The sequence below is a fragment of the Mesorhizobium sp. 113-1-2 genome (genome assembly GCF_016756475.1).
Taxonomy (GTDB): Bacteria; Pseudomonadota; Alphaproteobacteria; order Rhizobiales; family Rhizobiaceae; genus Mesorhizobium; species Mesorhizobium loti_C.
On sequence record NZ_AP023242.1, the window covers coordinates 3529139 to 3549806 of the forward strand.

Annotated in this window: 20 protein-coding genes; 10 read left to right on the forward strand and 10 right to left on the reverse strand. The window is 64.6% G+C overall.

What is annotated here, in order from left to right:
- Positions 1-20 precede the first annotated feature (20 nt).
- The gene (locus tag JN279_RS17045; RefSeq protein WP_202353441.1) at positions 21-836 is read right to left on the reverse strand and encodes a p-hydroxycinnamoyl CoA hydratase/lyase; all 816 of its coding nucleotides are present in this window, start codon (positions 834-836) and stop codon (positions 21-23) included.
- A gap of 115 nt (positions 837-951) precedes the next feature.
- Here JN279_RS17045 and JN279_RS17050 point away from each other — a divergent pair, with 115 nt between their 5' ends.
- The gene (locus tag JN279_RS17050) at positions 952-1416 is read left to right on the forward strand and encodes a MarR family winged helix-turn-helix transcriptional regulator (protein WP_202353442.1); all 465 of its coding nucleotides are present in this window, start codon (positions 952-954) and stop codon (positions 1414-1416) included.
- Between the two features lie 168 nt (positions 1417-1584).
- Positions 1585-2733: a Fic family protein gene (locus tag JN279_RS17055; protein ID WP_202353443.1), complete on the forward strand. Its 1149-nt coding sequence runs from the start codon at positions 1585-1587 to the stop codon at positions 2731-2733.
- 57 nt (positions 2734-2790) lie between these two features.
- Here the strand turns inward: JN279_RS17055 and JN279_RS17060 are convergent, their stop codons facing one another.
- From JN279_RS17060 to JN279_RS17070, 3 genes are all read right to left on the reverse strand, one after another.
- Entirely contained in the window at positions 2791-3474 is a 684-nt protein-coding gene (locus JN279_RS17060) for a YoaK family protein (RefSeq protein ID WP_202353444.1), read from the reverse strand.
- The gene (locus tag JN279_RS17065; RefSeq protein WP_202353445.1) at positions 3471-4604 is read right to left on the reverse strand and encodes an NAD(P)/FAD-dependent oxidoreductase; all 1134 of its coding nucleotides are present in this window, start codon (positions 4602-4604) and stop codon (positions 3471-3473) included. The genes JN279_RS17060 and JN279_RS17065 overlap by 4 nt, the downstream gene beginning before the upstream one ends.
- Positions 4605-4751: 147 nt before the next feature.
- A complete protein-coding gene (locus JN279_RS17070) occupies positions 4752-5747 on the reverse strand; it encodes an ornithine cyclodeaminase family protein (protein ID WP_244734635.1) in 996 nt (331 codons plus the stop codon).
- Between the two features lie 130 nt (positions 5748-5877).
- Between JN279_RS17070 and JN279_RS17075 the strand changes: the two genes are divergently transcribed.
- Positions 5878-6339, forward strand: coding sequence for an Lrp/AsnC ligand binding domain-containing protein (locus tag JN279_RS17075; protein WP_202353446.1), 462 nt, complete (start codon positions 5878-5880; stop codon positions 6337-6339).
- Here JN279_RS17075 and JN279_RS17080 read toward each other — a convergent pair.
- Positions 6336-7235: a LysR substrate-binding domain-containing protein gene (locus tag JN279_RS17080; protein ID WP_202353447.1), complete on the reverse strand. Its 900-nt coding sequence runs from the start codon at positions 7233-7235 to the stop codon at positions 6336-6338. The two genes, JN279_RS17075 and JN279_RS17080, sit on opposite strands and share 4 nt — an antisense overlap.
- A gap of 127 nt (positions 7236-7362) precedes the next feature.
- On the opposite strand from JN279_RS17080, the gene JN279_RS17085 reads away from it, so the two are divergent.
- Together JN279_RS17085 and add are read left to right on the forward strand one after the other, a co-directional pair.
- On the forward strand, positions 7363-8067 hold the full coding sequence (locus tag JN279_RS17085; protein ID WP_202353448.1) for an SDR family oxidoreductase: 705 nt from the start codon (positions 7363-7365) through the stop codon (positions 8065-8067).
- Between the two features lie 117 nt (positions 8068-8184).
- Complete coding sequence (gene add / locus JN279_RS17090) at positions 8185-9177, forward strand: adenosine deaminase (protein WP_202353449.1); 993 nt, start codon at positions 8185-8187, stop codon at positions 9175-9177.
- Positions 9178-9181: 4 nt separating this feature from the next.
- Here the strand turns inward: add and JN279_RS17095 are convergent, their stop codons facing one another.
- Positions 9182-11617, reverse strand: coding sequence for a putative bifunctional diguanylate cyclase/phosphodiesterase (locus tag JN279_RS17095; RefSeq protein WP_244734637.1), 2436 nt, complete (start codon positions 11615-11617; stop codon positions 9182-9184).
- A gap of 169 nt (positions 11618-11786) precedes the next feature.
- The gene (locus tag JN279_RS17100) at positions 11787-13022 is read right to left on the reverse strand and encodes a cytochrome-c peroxidase (RefSeq protein WP_244734738.1); all 1236 of its coding nucleotides are present in this window, start codon (positions 13020-13022) and stop codon (positions 11787-11789) included.
- A 231-nt stretch (positions 13023-13253) separates the two neighbouring features.
- On the opposite strand from JN279_RS17100, the gene JN279_RS17105 reads away from it, so the two are divergent.
- Entirely contained in the window at positions 13254-14786 is a 1533-nt protein-coding gene (locus tag JN279_RS17105; RefSeq protein WP_202353451.1) for an acid phosphatase, read from the forward strand.
- Here JN279_RS17105 and JN279_RS17110 read toward each other — a convergent pair.
- Positions 14783-15262: an Lrp/AsnC family transcriptional regulator gene (locus JN279_RS17110; RefSeq protein WP_096457543.1), complete on the reverse strand. Its 480-nt coding sequence runs from the start codon at positions 15260-15262 to the stop codon at positions 14783-14785. The two genes, JN279_RS17105 and JN279_RS17110, sit on opposite strands and share 4 nt — an antisense overlap.
- A 108-nt stretch (positions 15263-15370) precedes the next feature.
- Here JN279_RS17110 and JN279_RS17115 point away from each other — a divergent pair, with 108 nt between their 5' ends.
- A complete protein-coding gene (locus tag JN279_RS17115; protein ID WP_202353452.1) occupies positions 15371-15904 on the forward strand; it encodes an RBBP9/YdeN family alpha/beta hydrolase in 534 nt (177 codons plus the stop codon).
- A gap of 13 nt (positions 15905-15917) precedes the next feature.
- Here the strand turns inward: JN279_RS17115 and JN279_RS17120 are convergent, their stop codons facing one another.
- Positions 15918-16484: a DUF922 domain-containing Zn-dependent protease gene (locus JN279_RS17120; protein ID WP_202353453.1), complete on the reverse strand. Its 567-nt coding sequence runs from the start codon at positions 16482-16484 to the stop codon at positions 15918-15920.
- Between the two features lie 140 nt (positions 16485-16624).
- Here JN279_RS17120 and JN279_RS17125 point away from each other — a divergent pair, with 140 nt between their 5' ends.
- Positions 16625-17122 (forward strand): hypothetical protein, encoded by a 498-nt coding sequence (locus tag JN279_RS17125; RefSeq protein ID WP_244734639.1) that lies wholly within the window; start codon positions 16625-16627, stop codon positions 17120-17122.
- Between the two features lie 62 nt (positions 17123-17184).
- Here the strand turns inward: JN279_RS17125 and pdxR are convergent, their stop codons facing one another.
- Positions 17185-18651 carry a MocR-like pyridoxine biosynthesis transcription factor PdxR gene (gene pdxR, locus JN279_RS17130; RefSeq protein WP_202353454.1) on the reverse strand — a complete coding sequence of 489 codons (1467 nt, stop codon included), beginning with the start codon at positions 18649-18651 and terminating at the stop codon, positions 17185-17187.
- Positions 18652-18656: 5 nt separating this feature from the next.
- On the opposite strand from pdxR, the gene JN279_RS17135 reads away from it, so the two are divergent.
- Positions 18657-19409, forward strand: coding sequence for a pyridoxamine 5'-phosphate oxidase family protein (locus JN279_RS17135; protein ID WP_202353455.1), 753 nt, complete (start codon positions 18657-18659; stop codon positions 19407-19409).
- Between the two features lie 86 nt (positions 19410-19495).
- Positions 19496-20455 carry an IS5 family transposase gene (locus tag JN279_RS17140; RefSeq protein WP_096447906.1) on the forward strand — a complete coding sequence of 320 codons (960 nt, stop codon included), beginning with the start codon at positions 19496-19498 and terminating at the stop codon, positions 20453-20455.
- The last annotated feature ends 213 nt before the right edge of the window (positions 20456-20668 follow it).

Genomic DNA, 20668 nt, shown 5'->3' on the forward strand with positions numbered 1-20668 from the left:
ATTGGCAGTCGTTTATAGCGTCATCTGGCCTTGTCGTAGGCGCCGAGGCCGGGCTTGTAGCTCTTTTCGTCGATGAACTGGCGGATGCCTTCCTTGCGGCCCGAATTGTCGTGGAAGTTGGCCGCCTCCTGGGCGCGGACGAGATAGTCCTCGGCGTTGTCGTAGGTCATCTCGGCGACGCGTCTGATGGCGTCCTTCGTCGCCTTCAGCGCAATCGGGTTCTTCTTCAGCAAGGTGTTCGCGATCTCGGTGACGCGCGCCTTCAGATCGGCCAGCGGCAGGCTTTCATTGACCAGCTTCCAGGCGGCGGCCTTCCTGCCGTCGATCAGTTCGCCGGTCAGCGCGTGGTACATGGCGTCACGCATCGACAGGAGATCGACCACCACCTTGGTGGCGCCGCCGCCGGGCAGGATGCCCCAGTTGATCTCGGACAAAGCGAACTGCGCCTCGTCGGCGGCAAAGGCGAGGTCGCAGGCGAAGAGCGGGCCATAGCCGCCGCCGAAACACCAGCCATTGACCATGGCGATGGTCGGCTTGCTGTACCAGCGCAGGCGCCGCCACCAGCCATAGGCTTCCGCCTGCGCCTTGCGGACGGCGCCGAGACCCTTGGCTTCGGTCTCGCGAAAATACTCCTTGAGGTCCATGCCGGCCGACCAGGCGCTGCCTTCGCCCGACAGCACCAGCACGCCGACATCGTCGCGGTATTCGAGTTCGTCGAGGACCTCCATCATGCGCCGGTTGAGCGTCGGGTTCATGCAATTGCGCTTGTCCGGCCGGTTGAAGCGCACCCAGGCGATGCCGTTCTCGACATCGAAGGCAACGGTCTCGTCGGTCATGGTCGGTGTCCTCCCGTTCCATTTTGGAAATTGCTATGGAGCATAGCTATCTTGATTGCTATGTCGCATAGTCTTTTTCGCTTGACAAGGGCCGGCATCGCGGCGATCGGTTGGCATGGACGAAACCCAGCCTCATACCGGGCCGGAGATGATGTCCGACGACGCGCTCGATGCGCAGATCGGCTACAATCTCAAGCGTGCCTCGGCTTTCGCGCTCAATGATTTCGCGGTCGAACTGACCGATGCGGGCCTGCGCCCGGTCACCTATGGCATGCTGGCGCTGATCGATGAGCGGCCAGGCATCCGCGCCGCGGAACTGTGCCGCATGCTCGGCATGAAGAGCGCCAACATGGCGCCGCTGCTGGCCGAACTGGAAGAGCGCGGGCTGGTCGAGCGCGACGATCATGCGCAGGACAGGCGCGTGCGGGTGCTGACCCTGACGCCGACGGCCAGACAGGCGATGCCGGGCTGGCGGCGACAGGTTCGCCGGCACGAGGACAGGTTTCTGCAACGGCTGACGAAAAAGGAGCGGGCGACGCTGCTGCGCCTGCTGCGCCTGATCTGGACGGACGAAGGTTGAGGGCAGTCTAGCCGGCTTGCCCGTCGGCGCGCTGCGGTGCGGAAGGTTTCTGAAACAAGCGTGCCCCTTATTTCAGAAACTGCCTCAGAAAATGAAATAGCTGTCGGGCGCTGGTCGAATCTGACATATAGAATCTCTTATTGTAGAAACATGGGACGTTTCTGAAATATGGATTTGTCGGCCTACAGAGCAGGACGCTACGAGAAGCGGTTAGAATATCGCAGTTTCGCGCCGACGCTGATCAACCATCCATGGACCATCTCCGATCCTGAGGTGATAGACGTGCTTGGTCGCGCCGACCGGGCATTGGGCGAATTGAACGCATTTGCGCAACTCGTTCCCGACATTGATTTCTTCATCAGCATGTATGTCGCGAAGGAAGCTACCCAGTCTAGCCGTATCGAGGGCACTCAGACCAATATCGAGGACGCCTTCAAGCAAATCGAAGACCTGTCTCCGGAAGCCCGCGACGACTGGGGGGAGGTGCAGAACTACATCCAAGCAATCAACAGCGCTATTCTCAGCCTTAAGCGCCTGCCTTTCTCCAATAGGCTGCTGAAGGAAACACACGCCATCCTGATGCAGGGCGTGCGTGGCGAAACCAAGCAGCCCGGCGAATTTCGAACCAGTCAGAACTGGATAGGCGTGAGTCTAAGAAATGCAGCGTTCGTGCCCCCGCACCATGAGCAAGTGCCCGAGCTTATGAGCGACATGGAAAAGTTCGTCCATGAAGATAGCCTGCGCGTGCCGCCGCTAATTCGCATCGCCATCGCACATTATCAATTCGAAACTATCCATCCGTTCCTGGATGGCAACGGGCGCCTGGGGCGCCTTATGATCTCGCTTTACCTCGCCTCGGAGGGCCTGCTCGTCAAACCGGCGCTTTACCTCTCCGATTATTTCGAGCGCAACAAGACCGCATATATTGATCACCTCATGGCGGTGCGTGAGGGCAATCATATGCGCGACTGGTTGGTCTTCTTCCTCCACGGAGTTGAGGAGACGGCGCGCGCGTCCGCTGATGTGTTCCGCCAGATTCTGGTGCTCAAGGAACAGATAGAGCGGGAAACGCTGCCCCGCTTCAGCCATCGCCGTCAGGGAAACGCGCAGCAGCTTATGCGGTATCTGTACAAACGACCGTTGATCGACGTGAGAGGCGTCACAGCTCTGCTGGGAACGACGACAAACACGGCCACGTCATTGATTGCCGATTTATTGAGCCATGGCGTTCTAGTCGAAGTGACTGGCCAACGGCGCAATCGGCTTTTCGTGTTCGAACAATATCTCCGGCTCTTTGAAAGAAGCAGAGATGGCTGACGACCGCGTACGCCGTCGCGGCCTTACAGTGCCTGATCTGGGCGAAGACTGAGGCCGCTATCTGGTTTCCCCGTCCGGCGCGGAAAGCCGCAGCAGCAGCGCGGCGAGCGCGATCGCCGGCGGGACGACGAAGCACCAGACATTGGCGAAGGCGAAGCTAAGCGCGGCGGCCGCGCAGCCGGCGGCGAAGACGGCGACCGCCGCCGCCATGCGCCGCAGGCGGGCTATCAGTGCCGCGCGGGCCTCCGCGGCCGGGCCGCCGATGAGATCGGCGAGGTCGATCATGATCTGGGTGGTGGTGCCGGTCATCAGCGTCGAGGGCGGGGCAGCCGCCAGATGGACCCGGTGGACGGCGTTCTGGATCGCCATGGCGGCAACCAGCACCATGCCGGTGACGATCGCGGCCGCGCTGTCGCCGCTGGCGAAGGGGCCAAAGCGGATCGCCAGCACCGCGCCGATGACGAGCAGCGCCAGCTTGGTCGCCAGCAGCACCCCGAGCGCCTGATGTCCGCGCCGGCGCAAGCGCTCGCCGGCCAGCCGGGTCAGGATGACGACGATGCAGAACACCGGCAGCGCCAGGAGCTTCGCGAGCACGCCCGAAATGCCGAGCACCAGCGAGGCGCCGAGGGTGACGAAGTTCCCCGTCACATGCGCGGTGAACAGGCCCTGCAGCGCCAGAAAGCCGGCCGTGTCGACATAGCCGCCATTGAGGCTGAGCAGCAGCGGCAGTGAAGGTTTCATGGTGTCGTCGCCGGAACCAGGAAACGGTCGGGCGCCAGCGCCGCGGCGGTGACGCCGAGGGCCGTGACGTCGCCGGGCAGGGGCTCGCCGCGCATCAGCGCCGCGCTCAGCCTGGCCAAGGTCAGCGATACCTGAAAACCGTAGCCGCCCTGACCGCCGAGCCAGAAGAAGCCGGGCAGACGCGGGTCGAAACCGGCGACCGGCGTGCGGTCGGGCGCGAAGGTGCGCAGGCCCGCCCAAGGCGTCGACGGCCGGCCGATGCGCATCGACGTCGCCTGCTCGATGCGGTCGACGGCGATGGCGACGTCGATGTCTTCCGGATACGCGTCGCAAGGTTCGGAGTCGGTCTCGTCGGCAAGCGAGCCGATCAGCCTGCCGGCGTCGGGCTTGAAGTAGAACTGTTCGTGCAGGTCGACCACCAGCGGCCAGCCGGCGATGTTGGTGCCCGCAGGCGGATCGAACAGGAAGGCGGTGCGTCGCTTGGGCTGGAAGCCGAGGCCGGAGAGCCCGGCGAGGCCAGCGACGACATCGACCCAGGCGCCGGCGGCGTTGACGACGATGTCGGCTGAATGGACACCGGCGGTCGTTTTCACTCGCAACCCGCTGCCGTTTGGCGCGATGGCGCGGACTTCCTCGCCGGTGCGGATGGTGCCGCCGCTGGCCTTCAGCGCCGAGGCGCTGGCCGCAAGCATCTTGTCCGTGTCGACATCCACCGCGTCCGGCTCATAGACGCCCCCGCAGCTGGCCTCTGCGGCAATGACCGGGACCAGCGCGTGCAGCTCTGCCGCCGACAGGCGCCGCACGCTGGGCACCAGCGCCTGCAATTCGCCTGCCAGCCGGTCTATTGCCGCACCGTCGTCAGCCCAGCCGACATGCAGCGCGCCGCGCCGATGGGCAGAAAAGCCGCCCTCGATGATCGCCTGTCGGCTGGCCAGCGTCAGGGCCCGCACCAGCCGGTTGCCATAGGTCTCGGTGAATAAAGCGGCGGAGCGGCCGCTGGCGTGGTAGCCGAGATGCGGCTCGCGCTCGATGACGATGACTTCGGCCCAGTCTCGCACGGCCGCCGCAAGCGACAAGCCGGCAATGCCACCACCGATGACGACGATTTTTTGGGGAGGATTCGACTGCATCCGTCAGTGGTAAAAATGATTTCGTATCCAGTCAAACGGCGCGACCTGTCCTCGGTTGTTTGCGCAGCCATATCTTCCCGTGGAGCGGGAAGAAATGGCCGGCAGTGCGGCGAGGGCAGCGCTGGCTGCGACGATCGGCAGCATCCTCTACAAGGCCACGGTCCGCCCCAATCCTCGCCGAACCGCCTCGCGATAAGCGAGGTCCCCTGCCACCAGGTCTTCCATCGCGACACCCATGGCCTTGTAGACGGTGACCTGGTCGGCGCCGGTCCTTCCCGGCCGCAGCCCAAGCAGCATCTCGCCAAGCTCGGTCCCGGTTTGTGGATCGATGCCATCGAGTTCGCAAGAGCCGACCGGAGTAGGCGCGAAGGCGTCCCTGGTCTCGACGAACAGGCTGGCCCGGCGGACGAGCTCAACCGGCAATTCGCCGCCGGGCGGGGCGACGCCCACCGACGAGACATGCGTGCCGGGCCGCACCCATTCGGCCGAAATCACCGGCTGGTAGGAATGCGTTGCCAGGCACACGACATCCGACGAACGCACCGCGGCCTCGAGATCGCTGACGGCGACGACGCCCGGATGCCGTGCCGCCAGCGCCTGCGCGTCCGCGAATTCTTTCGAGACGACGCGGATTTCGGTGAAGTCCCGTACCAGCGGCAAAAGGTGCAAATGCTGGCCGGCCTGCACGCCGGCGCCGACCACCGTCGCGACCCTGGCATCGCGGTGGGCGAGTTCGCGCACCGAGAGCACGGCAGAGCCGGAGGTGCGCGCGGCGGTGATGTAGGTGCCGTCCATGACGCAGACCGGCATGCCCGTTTGCGGGTCGAACAGATGGATGGTGGCGAGATGGCTGGGGATGGCCCGGGCGATGTTGCCTTCGAACACGTTGACGATCTTCACCGTCAGATGCATGCCCGCCATCCAGGCCGGCATTGCCAGCGAATAGCCGGCATGCGGAATGTCGAGCTGCGGCCGCGCCGGATTGACGATCTTGCCGCCGGACAATGCCTTGAAGCCCTCTGCCAGCACATCGAGCAGCTGGCGCGGGTCGATGCATGTTTTCACCTCGGTTTCGCTCAGGATGAGCACGGCTGTGTCGCCCTTGGTCTGGGCGCTGCGGGTGGTCGGTGTGGCTGACATCATGGGATTTGCCTTGGTCGGGTTGCGTTGCCCGTCAACGGTATTGCCACTCGACAGCGTGATGAAATATGCTGTTTTCACGATTTTTGCGTGATAATCACGCTATATGTCGCCAGAAAGTGTGAATCCCGGAATGGACGATCTCGACCGTATCGACCGCTCGCTGTTGCGCTTGCTGCAAGAGGATGGCCGTCGCACGACGCTCGATCTGGCCCGCCGCGTCGGCCTGTCGCCGACCGGGGCGGCGCAGCGTATCAAGCGGCTGTTCGCCCAAGGCTTCATCCGGGCGGTGCGGGCCGTTCTCGACCCGGCCCGGATCGGGCAGGCACAGCTGGTCTTCATCGAAGTGCGGCTCGACCATACGGCGCCGCATGTCTTCGACCGCTTCGCCGAGGCGGTTGTGCGGGCGCCCGAGATCATCGAATGCCACATGGTGGTCGGCGGCTTCGATTATCTGGTCAAGGCGCGCATCGCCGACATGACGATGTTCCAGGATTTCCTGCAGCGGGTGATCCTGCCGCTGCCCGGCGTCAGGGAGACGCATACCTACGCCTCGATCGCCAATGTGAAGCCGGACGCGTTGCTGCCGATCTAGACCGGCGGCCGTTCCCCGGCATCGAGCAGCCATTGCCGCACGGCTTGCGTCGGCTCGGGATGGCGCTGCTTTCTCGGCATCACGACATGGAAATCCTGCGTGCCGCGCATTTCGCCGCTGACCGGCTGGACCAGCCTCCCGGCGGCGAGGTCGGCGGCGACGAGGAAGCGGCTGGCCAGCGCTATGCCCTGGCCGGCGATGGCGGCGTCGATGGCGAGGCTGGTCTGGTTGAAGCGCATGCGTTTCAGTTCGGCGGTCATCCTCAGGCCGACGGCCTTTTCCATGAATTCCGGCCACAGATTGTGCGCGTCGTGCAGCAGGACGTGATGCTGGATTTCGGCCGCCGCGATTTCGGTTGCGCCGGCCGGCAGCAGGGCCGGGCTGCAGATGGCGATGATCTGCTGGGGAAACACCAGGTCGACGATCAGGCCGGCGCCGAAGGGCGGGCGGCCTTGCCGCACAGCAATGTCGACGCCGTCGGCCTGGAAACTCGACAGGCTCTCGCTGGCCAGCACGCGCAGGTCGACCAGCGGATTGTCGGCCATGAAATCCTGCAACCGGGGGATCAGCCATTTGGTGGCAAAACTCGGCGTCACGCTGATCGTCAGCCGCGCCGGCTCGGGGCGCAGCAGCAAGGTCGCCTCCGAGATCAGGTCGAAGGCGCGGCGGATGTTGGGCACATAGGCGCGCCCCTGATCGGTCAGCGCCAGGCCGCGCGGCAGCCGCTCGAACAGTTTCGTGCCGAGATGGGTCTCCAGGCCGCGAATGTGCTGGGCCACCGCACCCTGGGTCACGTTCAGCTCCTCCGCGGCGATGCGGAAGTTGAGATGGCGCGCCGAAGCCTCGAAGGCGCGCAGCGCATTCAATGGCGGCAGACTCAGGAAGGCTTCAGGCATGCAGGAGTTTTTCTACTGGTTGATTTCAGGCATTCTGGTTCGAACCGAGCGGAAAAACCAGCTATATCGGCGCCCACAACCCGAAATCACCGCTTGTGGTGCCCGCCAACCCGAAGAGGAAAACCCGATGAGTGTAGAAAAAGTGGCTGTTGTCGTGGCCGGTGGCAGCGGCATGGGCGCGGCGGCGGCCAAGCGGCTCGCGGCGGACGGCTTCAAGGTCGCTATCCTGTCGTCCTCCGGCAAGGGCGAGGCGCTGGCCAAGGCGTTGGGCGGGCTCGGCGTCACCGGCTCCAACCAGTCGAACGATGATCTGCAGCGCCTCGCCGACCTGACGCTGGAGCGCTATGGCCGCATCGACGTGCTGGTCAACAGCGGTGGCCACGGGCCGCGCGCGCCGATCCTGGAGATCACGGACGAGCAGTGGCGTACCGGCATGGATGTCTATCTGATGAACGTCATCCGGCCGGTGCGCATCGTGGCGCCGCAAATGGTCAAGCAGAAGGGTGGGGCCATCATCAACATCTCGACGGCCTGGGTGGCCGAGCCGAACGCGATGTTTCCGACCTCGGCCGTGTTCCGCGCCGGCCTTGCCGCCTACACCAAGATCTTCTCCAACAGTTATGCACCGGACAATGTGCGCATGAACAATGTGCTGCCCGGCTGGATCGACAGCCTGCCGGCGACCGAAGAGCGCCGCGACAATGTGCCGATGCAGCGCTACGGCACGTCGGAGGAGGTCGCCGCGACGATTGCTTTCCTGGCTTCGGAGGGTGCAGGCTATATCACCGGCCAGAACATCCGCGTGGATGGGGGTGTTATCAGGGCGCTGTGAGGCCTCGAGCGACGCGCCGCCAGTCTCGCGGCCCACGCGCAGTTCTTTCAATCATTTCTTGAAACCGGCAGCGGCCGTTTCATGATTTGATGGCGCCCGCCAAAAGGGGAGGCGTCATTGACCGACTTCATCGGACTGCCGAAAGCCGAAGTGCACATCCATATCGAGGGCTGCTTCGAGGCCGACGATGTGATCGCGAACTGCGAGGAGGCCGGCATTCCGCTGCGCGCGCCGCGCGACAGGCTTTTCGAAGCCCATGACCTCAGGAGCTTCCTCGAAATGCTCGACTGGTTGTGCGGGACTTTTCGCACGCGCGAGCAGCTCGCCACGACCGCTTACAAGTTCGCGCAGCGCATGGGCCGAAGCGGCGTGCGTTACGCCGACGTCATCGTCAATCCGACGCATTGGCCGCATTGGCACAAAGACATTCGGGGGATGACAGACGCGTTCGACGCGGGGTTCGCGGCCGCCGAGCAGGATGGGCACCCGCCGGTCGGACTTTGCGTCAGCCTGCTGCGCACCCAGTCGGCGGCGGAGGCGATCGATCTGGTGGAGATGCTGAGCGACATCCGGCACAAGCGCGTCGTCGCCCTGTCGATCGACGGCAACGAAGCGGCCGCCGGCCGCACCGGCCCGCGCTTCGCCGAGGCATTTCGCCGTGCCGGCGCGGCAGGTCTGCGGCGCACCGTTCACGCAGGCGAGTCGAGTGGCCCGGAAGGTGTTCGCGACGCCATCGAACTGCTGGGCGCCGACCGCATCGACCACGGCGTGCGGGCAATCGAGGACCCGGACCTCGTCGACTTGCTGGCGCAGCGGCAGATTCCGCTCGGCGTCTGCCCGGTCTCCAATCTGGCGCTCGGTGTCTATCCCTCGCTTGCGCAACATCCGCTCGATGCCTTGCGCAAGGCCGGTGTCCCGGTCTCGATCAACACCGACGATCCGTCGCTGCTCGACACCACGCTTGAAGCCTCCTACGCCGCTTGCGCCGAGACTTTCGCCTGGGACGACGAAACCATCCGCCAGCTCGCCGCGACATCGGTGCAGGCGAGCTATGCCGACCCGGCGCTGAAGGCGCGGATCCTGGCCGATCTGGCGGCCTGGCGGAGCTGACAGATTACGCGGTCAGGGCTTCCGGCTGTTCGAAAAGCGCATGGAGCTCGCAGACCGGCATTGGACGGCCAAACAACCAGCCCTGGACATCCGTGCAGCCATTCTCCCTGACCAGCCTGTACTGGTCCTCGGTCTCGACGCCTTCGGCGGTTGTGGTCATGCCGAGCGTGGTGCCGAGTTCGGCGACGGCCTTGACGATTGCCCGGCTTTCGCTGCTCTCGCACATCAGGCTGACGAAGCTGCGGTCGATCTTGATGCGGTTGAACGGGAACGATCTGAGATAGCTCAGCGAGGAATAGCCGGTGCCGAAATCGTCCATGGCTATGGAGATGCCGAGGTCGCGCAGGCTGTGCAGCGTGTTTAGCGTGTTTTCGTTGTTCGCTAGCAGCACCGATTCGGTGATCTCCAGCTCGAGCCGCGACGGCAGCAGGGCTGAGGCCGCGAGCGCCGAGGCAACCTGAAGCGACAGCCCCTGCTGTTTAAACTGGGCCGGCGAGAGATTGACCGCGACCTTGACGGGCAGGGGCCATTTCGCGGCGTCGGTACAGGCACGCCGCAGGATCCACTCGCCAAGCGCATCGATGACGCCCGTCTCCTCGGCCAGTTGGATGAACTCCGACGGCGGCAGCAGGCCGAGGCGCGGATGGTTCCATCGCACCAGCGCTTCGAAGCCTGTGAGTTGCGAGGTCTTTGCGTCGTGCAGCGGTTGATAATGCAGGACGAACTGTTCTTTTTTCACGCCGAGCGCCAGTTCGGATTCGAGTTGGCGCCGCTCCTGCAGTCTCGCGTCCATTCCTGGCTCGAACGACCTGCAGGTCCCGCGGCCTTCCATCTTGGCCTTGTACAAGGCGAGGTCGGCGTTGCGGATAAGGGTTTCCGAATTTTGCCCGTCGTCGGGGAAGACGGCGATGCCTATGCTGCCGCCGATGTTGATCTTGTGACCCTGGATGGAGAATTCGTCGGACAGGGCATGAATGACGCGGCTTGCCAGCCCGCCGGCCTCGTCGTTGCCGTCGAGCAGGAGCTGAAGGATGACGAACTCGTCCCCGCCAATTCTCGCCACCATGGCGGTTTCGCCGGCATGGTGTTTCAACCGCTTCGCCACCGCACCAAGCAACTCGTCGCCGACCGGATGGCCGAGCGTGTCGTTGACCGGTTTGAAACGATCGAGATCGACGCAATGGACGGCCAGCTTCTCGCAGTCCCTGAGGCTTCTCAAGGCCTCGTCCATCGTTTCTGCCAGGAGGCCTCGGTTGGGCAGGCCGGTGAGAATGTCATGCGTGGCCAGGTGCTGGATCTCGGCGGTGCGTTCCTCGACCCGCCGCTCCAGGGTCTCGGCAGCCTCGACCTGCATCGTCATCGTCCGCCCGATCGCATACCAGCAGGCCAGCGCCAGCAGCGTGACCACCGCGACCGCTGCATAGCCGGCCAGCTCGAATTGACGCACGGACTGGACGTCCAGATTGCTGTCGAACCGGCTGTTGGGAAAACCGGCCCAGAGACGCCATGCGCTCCTGGGATCGTTGAGCGAGAGCGGGATGACTTCGGAATAGATCAGATTGGGGTCGGCCGCGGTGAAGGCATGGGAGTCCGCCGCCAGGGCCGTCGACATCTTGTGCTGGTCGGATTCGAAACCGTAGCCTGAATTGACGATGACGTAGTCGGTGCTCGGCAAGAGTTTGCGCAGCGCCGAGGTAAGCATGATCGCCGAGACGGAGCCGCGCAGGCTGCCATCCCCGCCGAAGACCGGGACCGAAAGGATGAAGCCTGAGCGATCGGCGTCATTGCCGGTGTGGATGAAATCGGTGTTGTCGCAGGTGATGAGCTCCTTCGTGCCGATGATCGGCACATTCAACCCGTCAATGGCGCTCGAATTCGGATAGTTCGTCTTCAGCCAGGCGAGTTGTTTGGCCAGTTCGTGGTACTCATAGGTCTCGATCTCCTCGGGAGGGCGGACCAGGGCATTCTGGCCCAATTTTCCGGGCTTCGCGTCGGCGGAGGCCTCGGATCTCGCCTTGGCATTCACGATCAGCTGGTCGAATTGGAGGATCGGCTCCTCGAGCTTGCCAGTCACCGCATCGAAGCGGTCCGGGTTGAAATCCAGCGGCAAGAAGTAAACCTCGGAAATGGAGACGTTGTTGGCGAGGTTGTTGTAGATCTGCTGGATTGTCGCGCGGCCTTCGTCGCCCAGATTGGTGCCATGCCGGTCGAGGTTTTGGACGCTGGGCAGATAGGTCAAGGTCCGGACATTTTCATAGACGGCCCGCAAGGCGTCTTCGACGGTCTTCGCCGTTGCCCTGGAGGCTGCCTGGGAATTCTCGAGATAGCGTTCCTTGGCCAGCGCGAAGTTTCGCTGGGCATCGATATGCAACGCCGCCAGCGTCGCCGCGCCGGTCAACAGGATCACAACAAATCCGGCCGCTCGCCTGAATGCGTTCATCTGCGTCCACCCTCGAGTGGCAAGGGATAGCGCAAGGCGGTTTAGGAAGCGCTAATAGAATCAGTCTTTTCTTTACGACTCCCGCGTGCTGGCGCGCATCAGATGCGGCAGAAACGAGACACCTTCTTTTCGCCGGCGGGCAGGCCGGGGCGAGCAAGGCGCATGGGGCTCAGTTCGCTGGCACCGCCTGCTGGTCGGCATCGGTAAGCGTGCCCAGGAAGGCGACGATGTCGTCGATCTCGGCATCGGTCAGCGCGGGCTTGTCGCCGGGTTTCTTGCCGTTGAAGGGCGGATCCTGATTCAAGTTTCCCCAGTAAGCCCTTGGCAGATCGTCATATTGCCTGAGCGTGCCGTCGGCATTCCTGGGGTACCAATGGCCGGGATCGGTGTCGCGGCTGGCGTAGAAGGCGACCGCATCACGCAGCGTGTGGAAGGCGCCGTTGTGGAAGAAGCTCTTGCGCAGCGCCACGTTGCGCAGCGTCGGCGTCTTGAACAGGCCGCAATATTCAGTCCGCCCCTTGAAATCAGTGCGCAGCGGGCCGCACAGGCCGAGATCGACATAGGCGGGATCGGCATTGGCGGGAATTGCCGCATTGCGCGGCACGGCGATGGCGATCAGGCCGAAATCGGTGAATTGTGGCGGCTCGCCGTCATTGGCCGGTTCGCTGAGATGGCAGCTGGCGCAATTGCCCTTGGTTTCGTCCTCGAACAGCGCGCGGCCGCGCATTTCCTGCGCCGTCAGCTCAGCCTTGCCGGCGAGGAAAGCGTCGTAGCGGCTGGAATAGGGATAGAAATCAGGCGCGCTCTGCTCGAACGTGCCGAGCGCCTCGGCGGCGGCGTCGAAGGCATCGCTCGCGTGGTCGAACACGTCGTTGCCAAAGGCCGCCTTGAACTCATCGGCATAGGCTGATTTGCGCAAGGCTGATGTGACGGTGGCCTCATCCTTGTTGGCCATTTCGAAGGGCGAGAGCAGGGGGATTTTCGCCTGGTCCTTGCCATGGTCGGCGCGGCCGTCCCAGGTCAACCCGCCGGTCGGACCATTGTCGACGCTCTCGTCGCCCTCGTCCTCGGAATCGTAGAAATGCTCGGTGAAGGCGGGCGCCGCCTGGAGGTAGCGCAGCGACGGCACGGCGCGCACGCCCGGCCTGTCGAGTTTCGGCCCGCCCATCTCGACCGGCGAGGCCGAGACCGGGCCAAAGGCATGGTGCGGATCATGGCAGGACGAGCAGGCCTGTTTGCCGGAGGCGGAAAGCGCCGGGTCGAAGAACATTCTTTTGCCAAGCGCGGTCAGGGCCTGCGCCCGGGCGAAGGCGTCGGCGCGCGAAAGCGGGCCGGGGTGGACGCCATCCGGTGCCGCCGTGTTTGCTGGCGCGGCGAAGCTTACCACCGATGCCGCGGCGATCATTGCCGCCCGGCTCTTCCATCGTCGCGTTGCCATGCCTGCAGTCCGTTTTCGATCCGCAACTAAGTACCCTGTACAACGGATTCATGACCCAGCCCGGCGTTCACGAAACCGTGTTCGCTGGGTCGGCAAATGTCACAAAGGTGACAAGGCACGGAAGTAGCTCCATTCCTGTATTTTCGTTGCCCATGCGTGTCGTCCTCCAGCCATCCCCCAGCCACGAGGCATCTTCCCATGACCAGGTCCTTTCTCTCCCTTTGCCTCGCCTCCACCGCCCTGGCGTCGGTCGCCGGCACGGCCAACGCCGCCCCTCCCGGCTACGACAAGATCGACACTGTCGTCGTCATCTATGCCGAGAACCGCAGCTTCGATAATCTCTATGGCGGCTTTCCCGGCGCCAATGGGCTGGCCAATGTCTCGGCCGACCAGGCGCGCCAGCTCGACCGCGACGGCAAGCCGCTTTCAGAACTGCCGCCGGCCTGGGGCGGGCTGACCGCCAAAGGGGTGACGCCCGTGGTGACCGAGGCGCAGTCGGCGCATCTCGCCAACGCCAGCTTCGCCATCGACGACGCCAGCGGCTTCAACGAGAAAACATCGGTCATCACGCGCGACCTCTGGCATCGCTTTTACCAGGAGCAGATGCAGATCGACGGCGGCAAGAATGACAAGTTTGCCGCCTGGGCCGATTCCGGCGGACTGGTGATGGGCCATTATGACGGCTCCGGCTTGCCGATGTGGGCGGTGGCGAAGAAATACGTGCTGGCCGACAATTTCTTCCAGGGTGCCTTTGGCGGCTCCTTCCTCAACCACATCATGCTCGCCTGCGCCTGCGCGCCGGTCTATCCGCATGCCGACACCAGCCCGGTGAAGGGCCAGATCGCCGTCGTCGAGGCCGATGGCAAGACGCTGAAGGTCGCCGACAATTCGCCAGCCTCGGCACTTGGCGGTGCGCCGAAATTCGTCAATGACGGTGCCATCACGCCCGACTTCTACGCCGTCAACACCATGCAGCCGCCGTACCAGCCGAGCGCCAACAAGCCGGTCGAGGGCGGCGACAAGGCGCTGGCCGACCCGACGCAGCCGACGACGCTGCCGCCGCAGCACGACATCACCATCGGCGACCTGCTGTCGCTGAAGGGGATCGACTGGGCCTGGTATGCCGGCGCCTGGCAGGCAACGCTCGACGGCAAGAACGCGACGCCGGTGCCGAACTTCCAGTTTCACCACCAGCCGTTCAACTATTTCGCCGGCTATGCGCCGGGCACCGCCGCGCGCACCGCGCATCTCAGGGATGGCGGGCTGGATGGGACCGAGTTCATCAAGGCGATCGACGACGGCAAGCTGCCTTCTGTCAGCTTCTACAAGCCGCAAGGCAATCTCAACGAGCACAGCGGCTATGCCGACGTGACATCGGGCGACCAGCATCTGGCCGACCTCGTCGCGCATCTGGAGAAGAGCCCGCAATGGAGCCACATGCTGGTGGTCGTCACCTATGACGAGAATGGCGGCTACTGGGACCACGTCGCGCCGCCCAAGGCCGACCGCTGGGGGCCGGGCAACCGCATCCCGACCTTCATCATCTCGCCCTATGCGAAAATGGGCACGGTCGACCACACGCAATATGACACGACGTCGATCCTGCGCTTCATCACCGCGCGCTACGACCTGCCGGTGCTCTCCGGCATCGTCGCCCGCGACAAGGCGCTGGCCGCCAATGGCGAGTCGCCGATGGGGGATCTGTCAGCCGCGCTTGATCTGACCCGCTAACCGCCTGATCTGCGGATCAACTCGCGGCCGATCGGCTTCGGCGTCTCGCTGCGCAGTACCAGCGCCGTGGTGACCGCGCCATGGCGCGCCACGGCGTCGACGATGGTTTCAAGGTGGGCGGGCGAGGGCACGACCACTTTCAGGATGAAGCAGTCCTCGCCGGTCAGCCGGTGCACCTCGGTAATCTCGGGCATTTCGGCGAACTGTTTCAGGCAGGGGCGGATGTGCTCATGCGTGGTGCGGACGCGGATGATGGCCATCATGCCGAGGCCCAGCGCCGCCGGATCGATCACCGCGGTGTAGCCGGCGATGATGCCGCGCTCCTCCAGCCGTTTCACGCGCTCGGAGGTCGCCGGCTGCGACAGGCCGACCCGCCGGCCAAGCTCGGATATGCCGATGCGGCCGTTCTCCTGCAGGGCCTCGACAATGGCGATGTCGGTCGGGTCGAGCGGCGCGCGCTCATCGCTGGTCTTCATGGTCACCTTGAATCCATCGGCAAGGACGTGATTTTTCCGATGGTTTCCCATTCTCGATGCCAGTTCAAGACGCCACCATGCCCTATCAATCGATAGGAGCAAGGCGACATGACGCATTTCATCATCCTGCCGGGGAGCGGCGGTTCGGGTCCGGCGCATTGGCAATCGCTCTGGGAAGGCGCCGATCCGGCGATGCGGCGCTTCCAGCCCACAAGCTGGGACCTGCCCGATTTCACCGACTGGCTGGCGGCGCTGGAGGCTGCCGTGATCGCGGCGCCGGAGCCGCCGGTGCTGGTCGCGCACAGCCTGTCCTGCCTGCTGATCGCGCATTGGCAGAAGATTTCGCAAAGGCCGGTCAAGGCTGCCTTGCTGGTCGCCGTTCCCGATCCAGCGTCGGCGGTCTTTCCCGGGTATGGCATGGCTTTCGCCGGAATTCCGCAGGGCAAGCTGCGCTTTGCCTCGCTGGTGGTGACCAGCACCGACGATCCCTATGGCTCGCAGGAGTATGCGCAGGCGCGGGCGACGCAATGGGGCAGCCGCCTGGCCGTCATCGGGCCGTTCGGCCACATCAATGCCGATAGCGGCCTGGGTGGCTGGCCTGAAGGTTTGGCGCTGCTCGACGGGCTGGTTTCCGAGGCATGAACGGGATGGCGTTTCAGCCGCCATTCACAAGGGCAAGAATGAGTTTTTGCAGATTGCCGCCCTGGCCGAGTTCGACATGGTCGAAATCGCGGCTGGCCTGCCGTTGCGCCTGCGAGAGTGCGGACAGGCGTTTGGTCATTTCGGCGCGGATCTTGCTGCATTTGGGGTCGTCGGCAACCGTCAGGCCGACGGTCGCCGCCTCGATCTTGCGCACCATGTCGACAATGCTCGCGCCATGCACCTTTTCATGGGCGCTGACGCCGGCAAGAAAAACCTCCCAATTCTTCTGGATGGCTGGCGGCAAGGGCGAAGAGGGGCTGGGCAAGGTGTAGGTGATGATCAGTTTCGGCTTCGCCGACACCAGCACGCAGGCGCCGGCCCGCGCCTGATAGTCCCTGGTCCAGGTCAGCTTGAAATTGGTGTGGGCGATGGCGCGGGCAACGCCGACATTCGGCCCGTTCTCGCCGATCGAGCGGTAGAGCTCCGGCCCGGACTGGCCTGAAATTGCGTAGGTTTCGACCTTTTCGACCGGCTTCCACTGCGCATGGGCGGCGAGCGGCAAGGTGACCAGGGCCGCCATCAAAACACCCAGACGAACGCAGGCTCTCAACACCGCTCTCTCCAAACCCGGACCACGCGACCTTGCCGCAACGGCCAATGTCACGGGATCGCTTTTCCTATATGCTGCCGACGGGTGCTGCAATTGTCGGAGGGGAAGTCATGAAAGTTCGCTATCTCGTCGTCGCCGGGGCCGTGGCAGTATTGCAGGCCGCGCAGCCGGCCTTTGCCGCATCGTGCAGCGGCTGGACAGCCAAGATGGAGGAAGACGAGGGCGGCAGCGTGCTGACCGCCTCGGTCTGCGGCGGGCCGAAGGGCGACGCGTATCTGATGCTGGCCTGCTTCGACAAACCGGTGCTGAGCTACGATCTGGGTTCCAGCGGCCAGCAGACGGAGCCCGGCATCAGCGGCGCTTTCGACTTCAAGGCCGACGGCAAGACCGTGACCAAGACGCTGCAGCTGGAGGAAATGTACGGTTATTTCGTGGTCGATCTGGCCAAGGCCGATCCACTGCTCGACCTGTTGCGTTCGAAGGGCGACGTGTCGGTCAGTGCGGCGAAATACGGTGCGGTCAGCTTTCCGCTGAGGGGATCGAGCGGGGCCATCGGCAAGGTGCTGGCGCAGTGCGGCAAGGCGAAGCCTGCGGGTGAAGCGGATTAGGGGGCTACCTGCCCCTTCGTCATCCTAGGGTCTCCGCGACGGAGCTGCGCCCCTGCTTCGCCCTAGGATGACGAAGGGAGGGGATGCTGTTGCAGCACCCCACCCAGCCGCACCGTAGCCGCCCTTAACTCTTCATCCGAAAACCCGGAAAAGCCCAGCACCAGCCCATGCTTCGGCGCCCCGTCGATGAACATCGCGGACAGGGCACGCGCGCCAACGCCCGCCGCTTTTGCCGCCTCGACGATCGCGGTGTCCGGTCCGCCGCCCCTCAGCATCGCCATCAAATGCAGTCCCTGTTCGGGCACCGTCACGTCGAGCGCATCCCCGCAATGCGCCTCGAGGCCCGAGACCAGCACGTCGCGCGCGGCTTGTACCCGGCGGCGCACGCGCCTGAGATGGGCGGCGAAATGGCCTTCGTTCAAAAGATCGGTCAGCGCGCCTTCGGCCAGTGTCGAGGGGTAACGGTCGGAGCGCGCCCGGACCGCCATCACGGCATCGAGCAGCGGCTCCGGCACCACGACATAGCCGATGCGCAGGCCGGGGAAGAGCACCTTTGAGAAGGTGCCGAGATAGGCGACGCGGTTCGCGCCATCCATGCCTTGCAGCGAGGTCAGCGGCGGGCCGGCGTAGCGGAACTCGCTGTCGTAATCGTCCTCGATGATCCAGGCATCGTTGCGCCGCGCCCAGTCGAGCAGAGCAAGGCGCCGGCGCATCGTCATGGTCACGCCGAGCGGATATTGGTGCGAGGGCGTGACATAGGCCGCGCGTGCCTTTGGGCACAGACGCTCGCCGATTTCGGGATCGAGCCCTTCCTCGTCGACCGGCACGGCGACAATCCCGGCGCCGCTGCCGGCCAGCACGGCGTGCGCCATGGGATAGCAGGGGTTTTCCAGCCAGACGGCGTCGCCGGGGCGCAGTGCCGCGCGCGCCAGCAGGTCCAGTCCCTGCTGCGTGCCCGAGGTCAGCACGATCTGGCCGGCGTCGCAACGTACGCCGCGCGCGGTCCTGAGATAGGTGGCAATCGCGGTGCGCAGTGGAAGGCCGCCGCGCGGATCGCCATAGCGGAAATGTTCGGGGCCGGGGCGGGCGAGGTGACGCGACAGCAGGATGCGGAACAAATTGAGCGTGCGCGGGTCGGATACCGCCACGCCTAGCCCGCAAGGCAGCGAGGCGGCGACGTCGATCTCCGGCGGGCGCGCCTTGACCAGCGTTGTCGGCAGATGTGGCACGTCGGGCGCGACGAAGGTGCCGGCGCCGACCTTGGCGACAGCAAAGCCTTCCGAGATCAGCATTTCGAAACAGGCGACGGCCGCCGAGCGCGACAGGCCGAAGCGCCGCGCAAGGTCGCGGGTGGTCGGCAGCTTGGCGCCAGCGGCCAGCGCGCCGGTCTCGATCAACCGGCGGAGCGCCGCGTAAAGCTCGCGGCTGCGCGGGCCGTCGCCGGGCAGGACCGGGATCAGCGCCGACCAATCCGGCAGATTGGTCTGAATTTTGTTGCTCTGATTGGTTCTTTTCTCGACCAATGTCATGGCGCATGGTTGCCAGACAACAACCGAGGACGCAAGCCGTGAACGACGTCGCCGCCAGCTTTCCGACCACCAGCCGCAACCGGGTCAAGCGCCTGCATGAGCGCGGCAGCTACGACCATGCGGCCGTCTTCGCGGTGCTGGATGCCGGGCTGCTCTGCCACGTCGCCTACACGTTCGACGGCCAGCCCTATTGCACGCCGACCATCCACTGGCGCGAGGGCGACATGCTCTACTGGCACGGCTCGTCCGCCAGCCGCATGCTGCGCCAGCTGCGCGGCGGCACGCCGGCCTGTCTCACCGTTTCACATCTCGACGGGCTGGTGCTGGCGCGCACCGGCTTCAACCATTCCGCCAACTACCGCTCGGCGATGTGCTTTGGCACGGCGCGGATCGTCGACGAGCCGGAGGAGAAGATGAAGGCGCTGGCCGGCGTCGTCGACCGCTTCTATGCCGGCCGCAGCGAAACCTTGCGGCCGATCTCGGCGCAGGAGGCCAAGGCGACGATGGTGATCGGCATGCGCATCGAAGAGGCGTCGGCCAAGGTACGCGCCAAGGGCGTTGCCGACGACGAGGAGGATTACGGCCATCCGGCGTGGGCCGGCGTCATCCCGGTGCGGACAGTGATCGGCGCGGCCGAGCCGTGCCCGAGGCTGCTGCCCGGCATCGAGCGGCCGGAGAACCTGGCTGGATATGCCGAGGGCGAGAGGCTGGACCGGGCGCTGACGCAGGCGCAGAGGGTGTATGAGGGCGAGGTGTAGCTGGCGCCTCTCCTTCTCCCCTTGTGGGCCTGTTGCGTAATTGGCTGGTTGTGATTCTCTGAGACATAAGCTCGGAGGACGAACCGATGGCGGTGAAGCGGACAGGTCAGTTGAGTCTGGTGGAGGGATTTCTGGGCGACAAGCTGTCTGGTGGCTCCTCGCCGCTCGACCGGTTGTCTGGCCTTGTGAAGTGGTACCGCTTCGAGAAGCTGCTTAACCCTCTGCGCGATGGCGGACCGGGTCGGGCGGCTTGGCCGCCGCTGGTGCTGTTCAAGGCACTGCTGCTGCAATCGCTTTATGGGCTGTCGGATCGCGAACTTGAGGAGGCGCTCGGCGACCGGCTGTCGTTCCGGCGTTTTGCCGGGCTTGGGCTGGGAGAGAGCATTCCCGACCACACGGTGCTCTCGCGCTTTCGCAATCTGCTTGTCGGTGAAGGGCTGCTGGAGAAGCTGTTTGGCGAACTCGACCGGCAGCTGGAGAAGGCCGGCGTGATCCTGAAGCGCGGCACGATGCTGGATGCAACGCTGATCGATGCAGTCTCAGCGCCGCCGACAGCTGAGCGGCCTTCGAAAGATGCGGACGCCCGTGTCACCACGCGGCAGGGCAAGGGCGGTTTCACTTTTGGCTACAAGGCCCATGTCGGCGTGGATGAGGGCTCTGGCATCATCCGCACGGTGATCACCACACCGGCCAACGTCAACGACACGGTGATGGCCGATGACTTGATCCGCAGCGACGAGAAGACGGTGTGGGCCGATGCCGCCTACGACACGCACGCCCGGCGTGCCCGGCTCAAGGCCGAGGGCAAGAAGGTGCGCATCGCGCGCCGCCCCAACAAGCATCATCCGGAGCTGCCGTTGCGGCTCAAACGCTACAATCGCCTCATCGCCAGGCGTCGGGCGGCGGTGGAGACCACCTTCGCCACGCTCAAGAACCGCATGAAGCTGACCGCGATCCGCTATGTCGGACTGGCCAAGGCGTCCGCCCAAGTGACGATGGCGGCGATCGCCTTCAACATGCGCCGATGGGCCGCCATCACGGGATAGGTGCGCCTGCAGTCCGGCCGTACGGGCCGAACCGCCACCTCAACCCCTCAAAACCAGACTCCAATCCACAAGCGCAAGCAACAACCCGCTGCATTCCACTCCCGTCCGCGCACTCCCGAAACTGCGCAACAGGCCCCTTGTGGGAGAAGGTGGCCTCGCGAAGCGAGGTCGGATGAGGGGTGCTCCAGGGAATACAGACGTCTCACTCCGCTG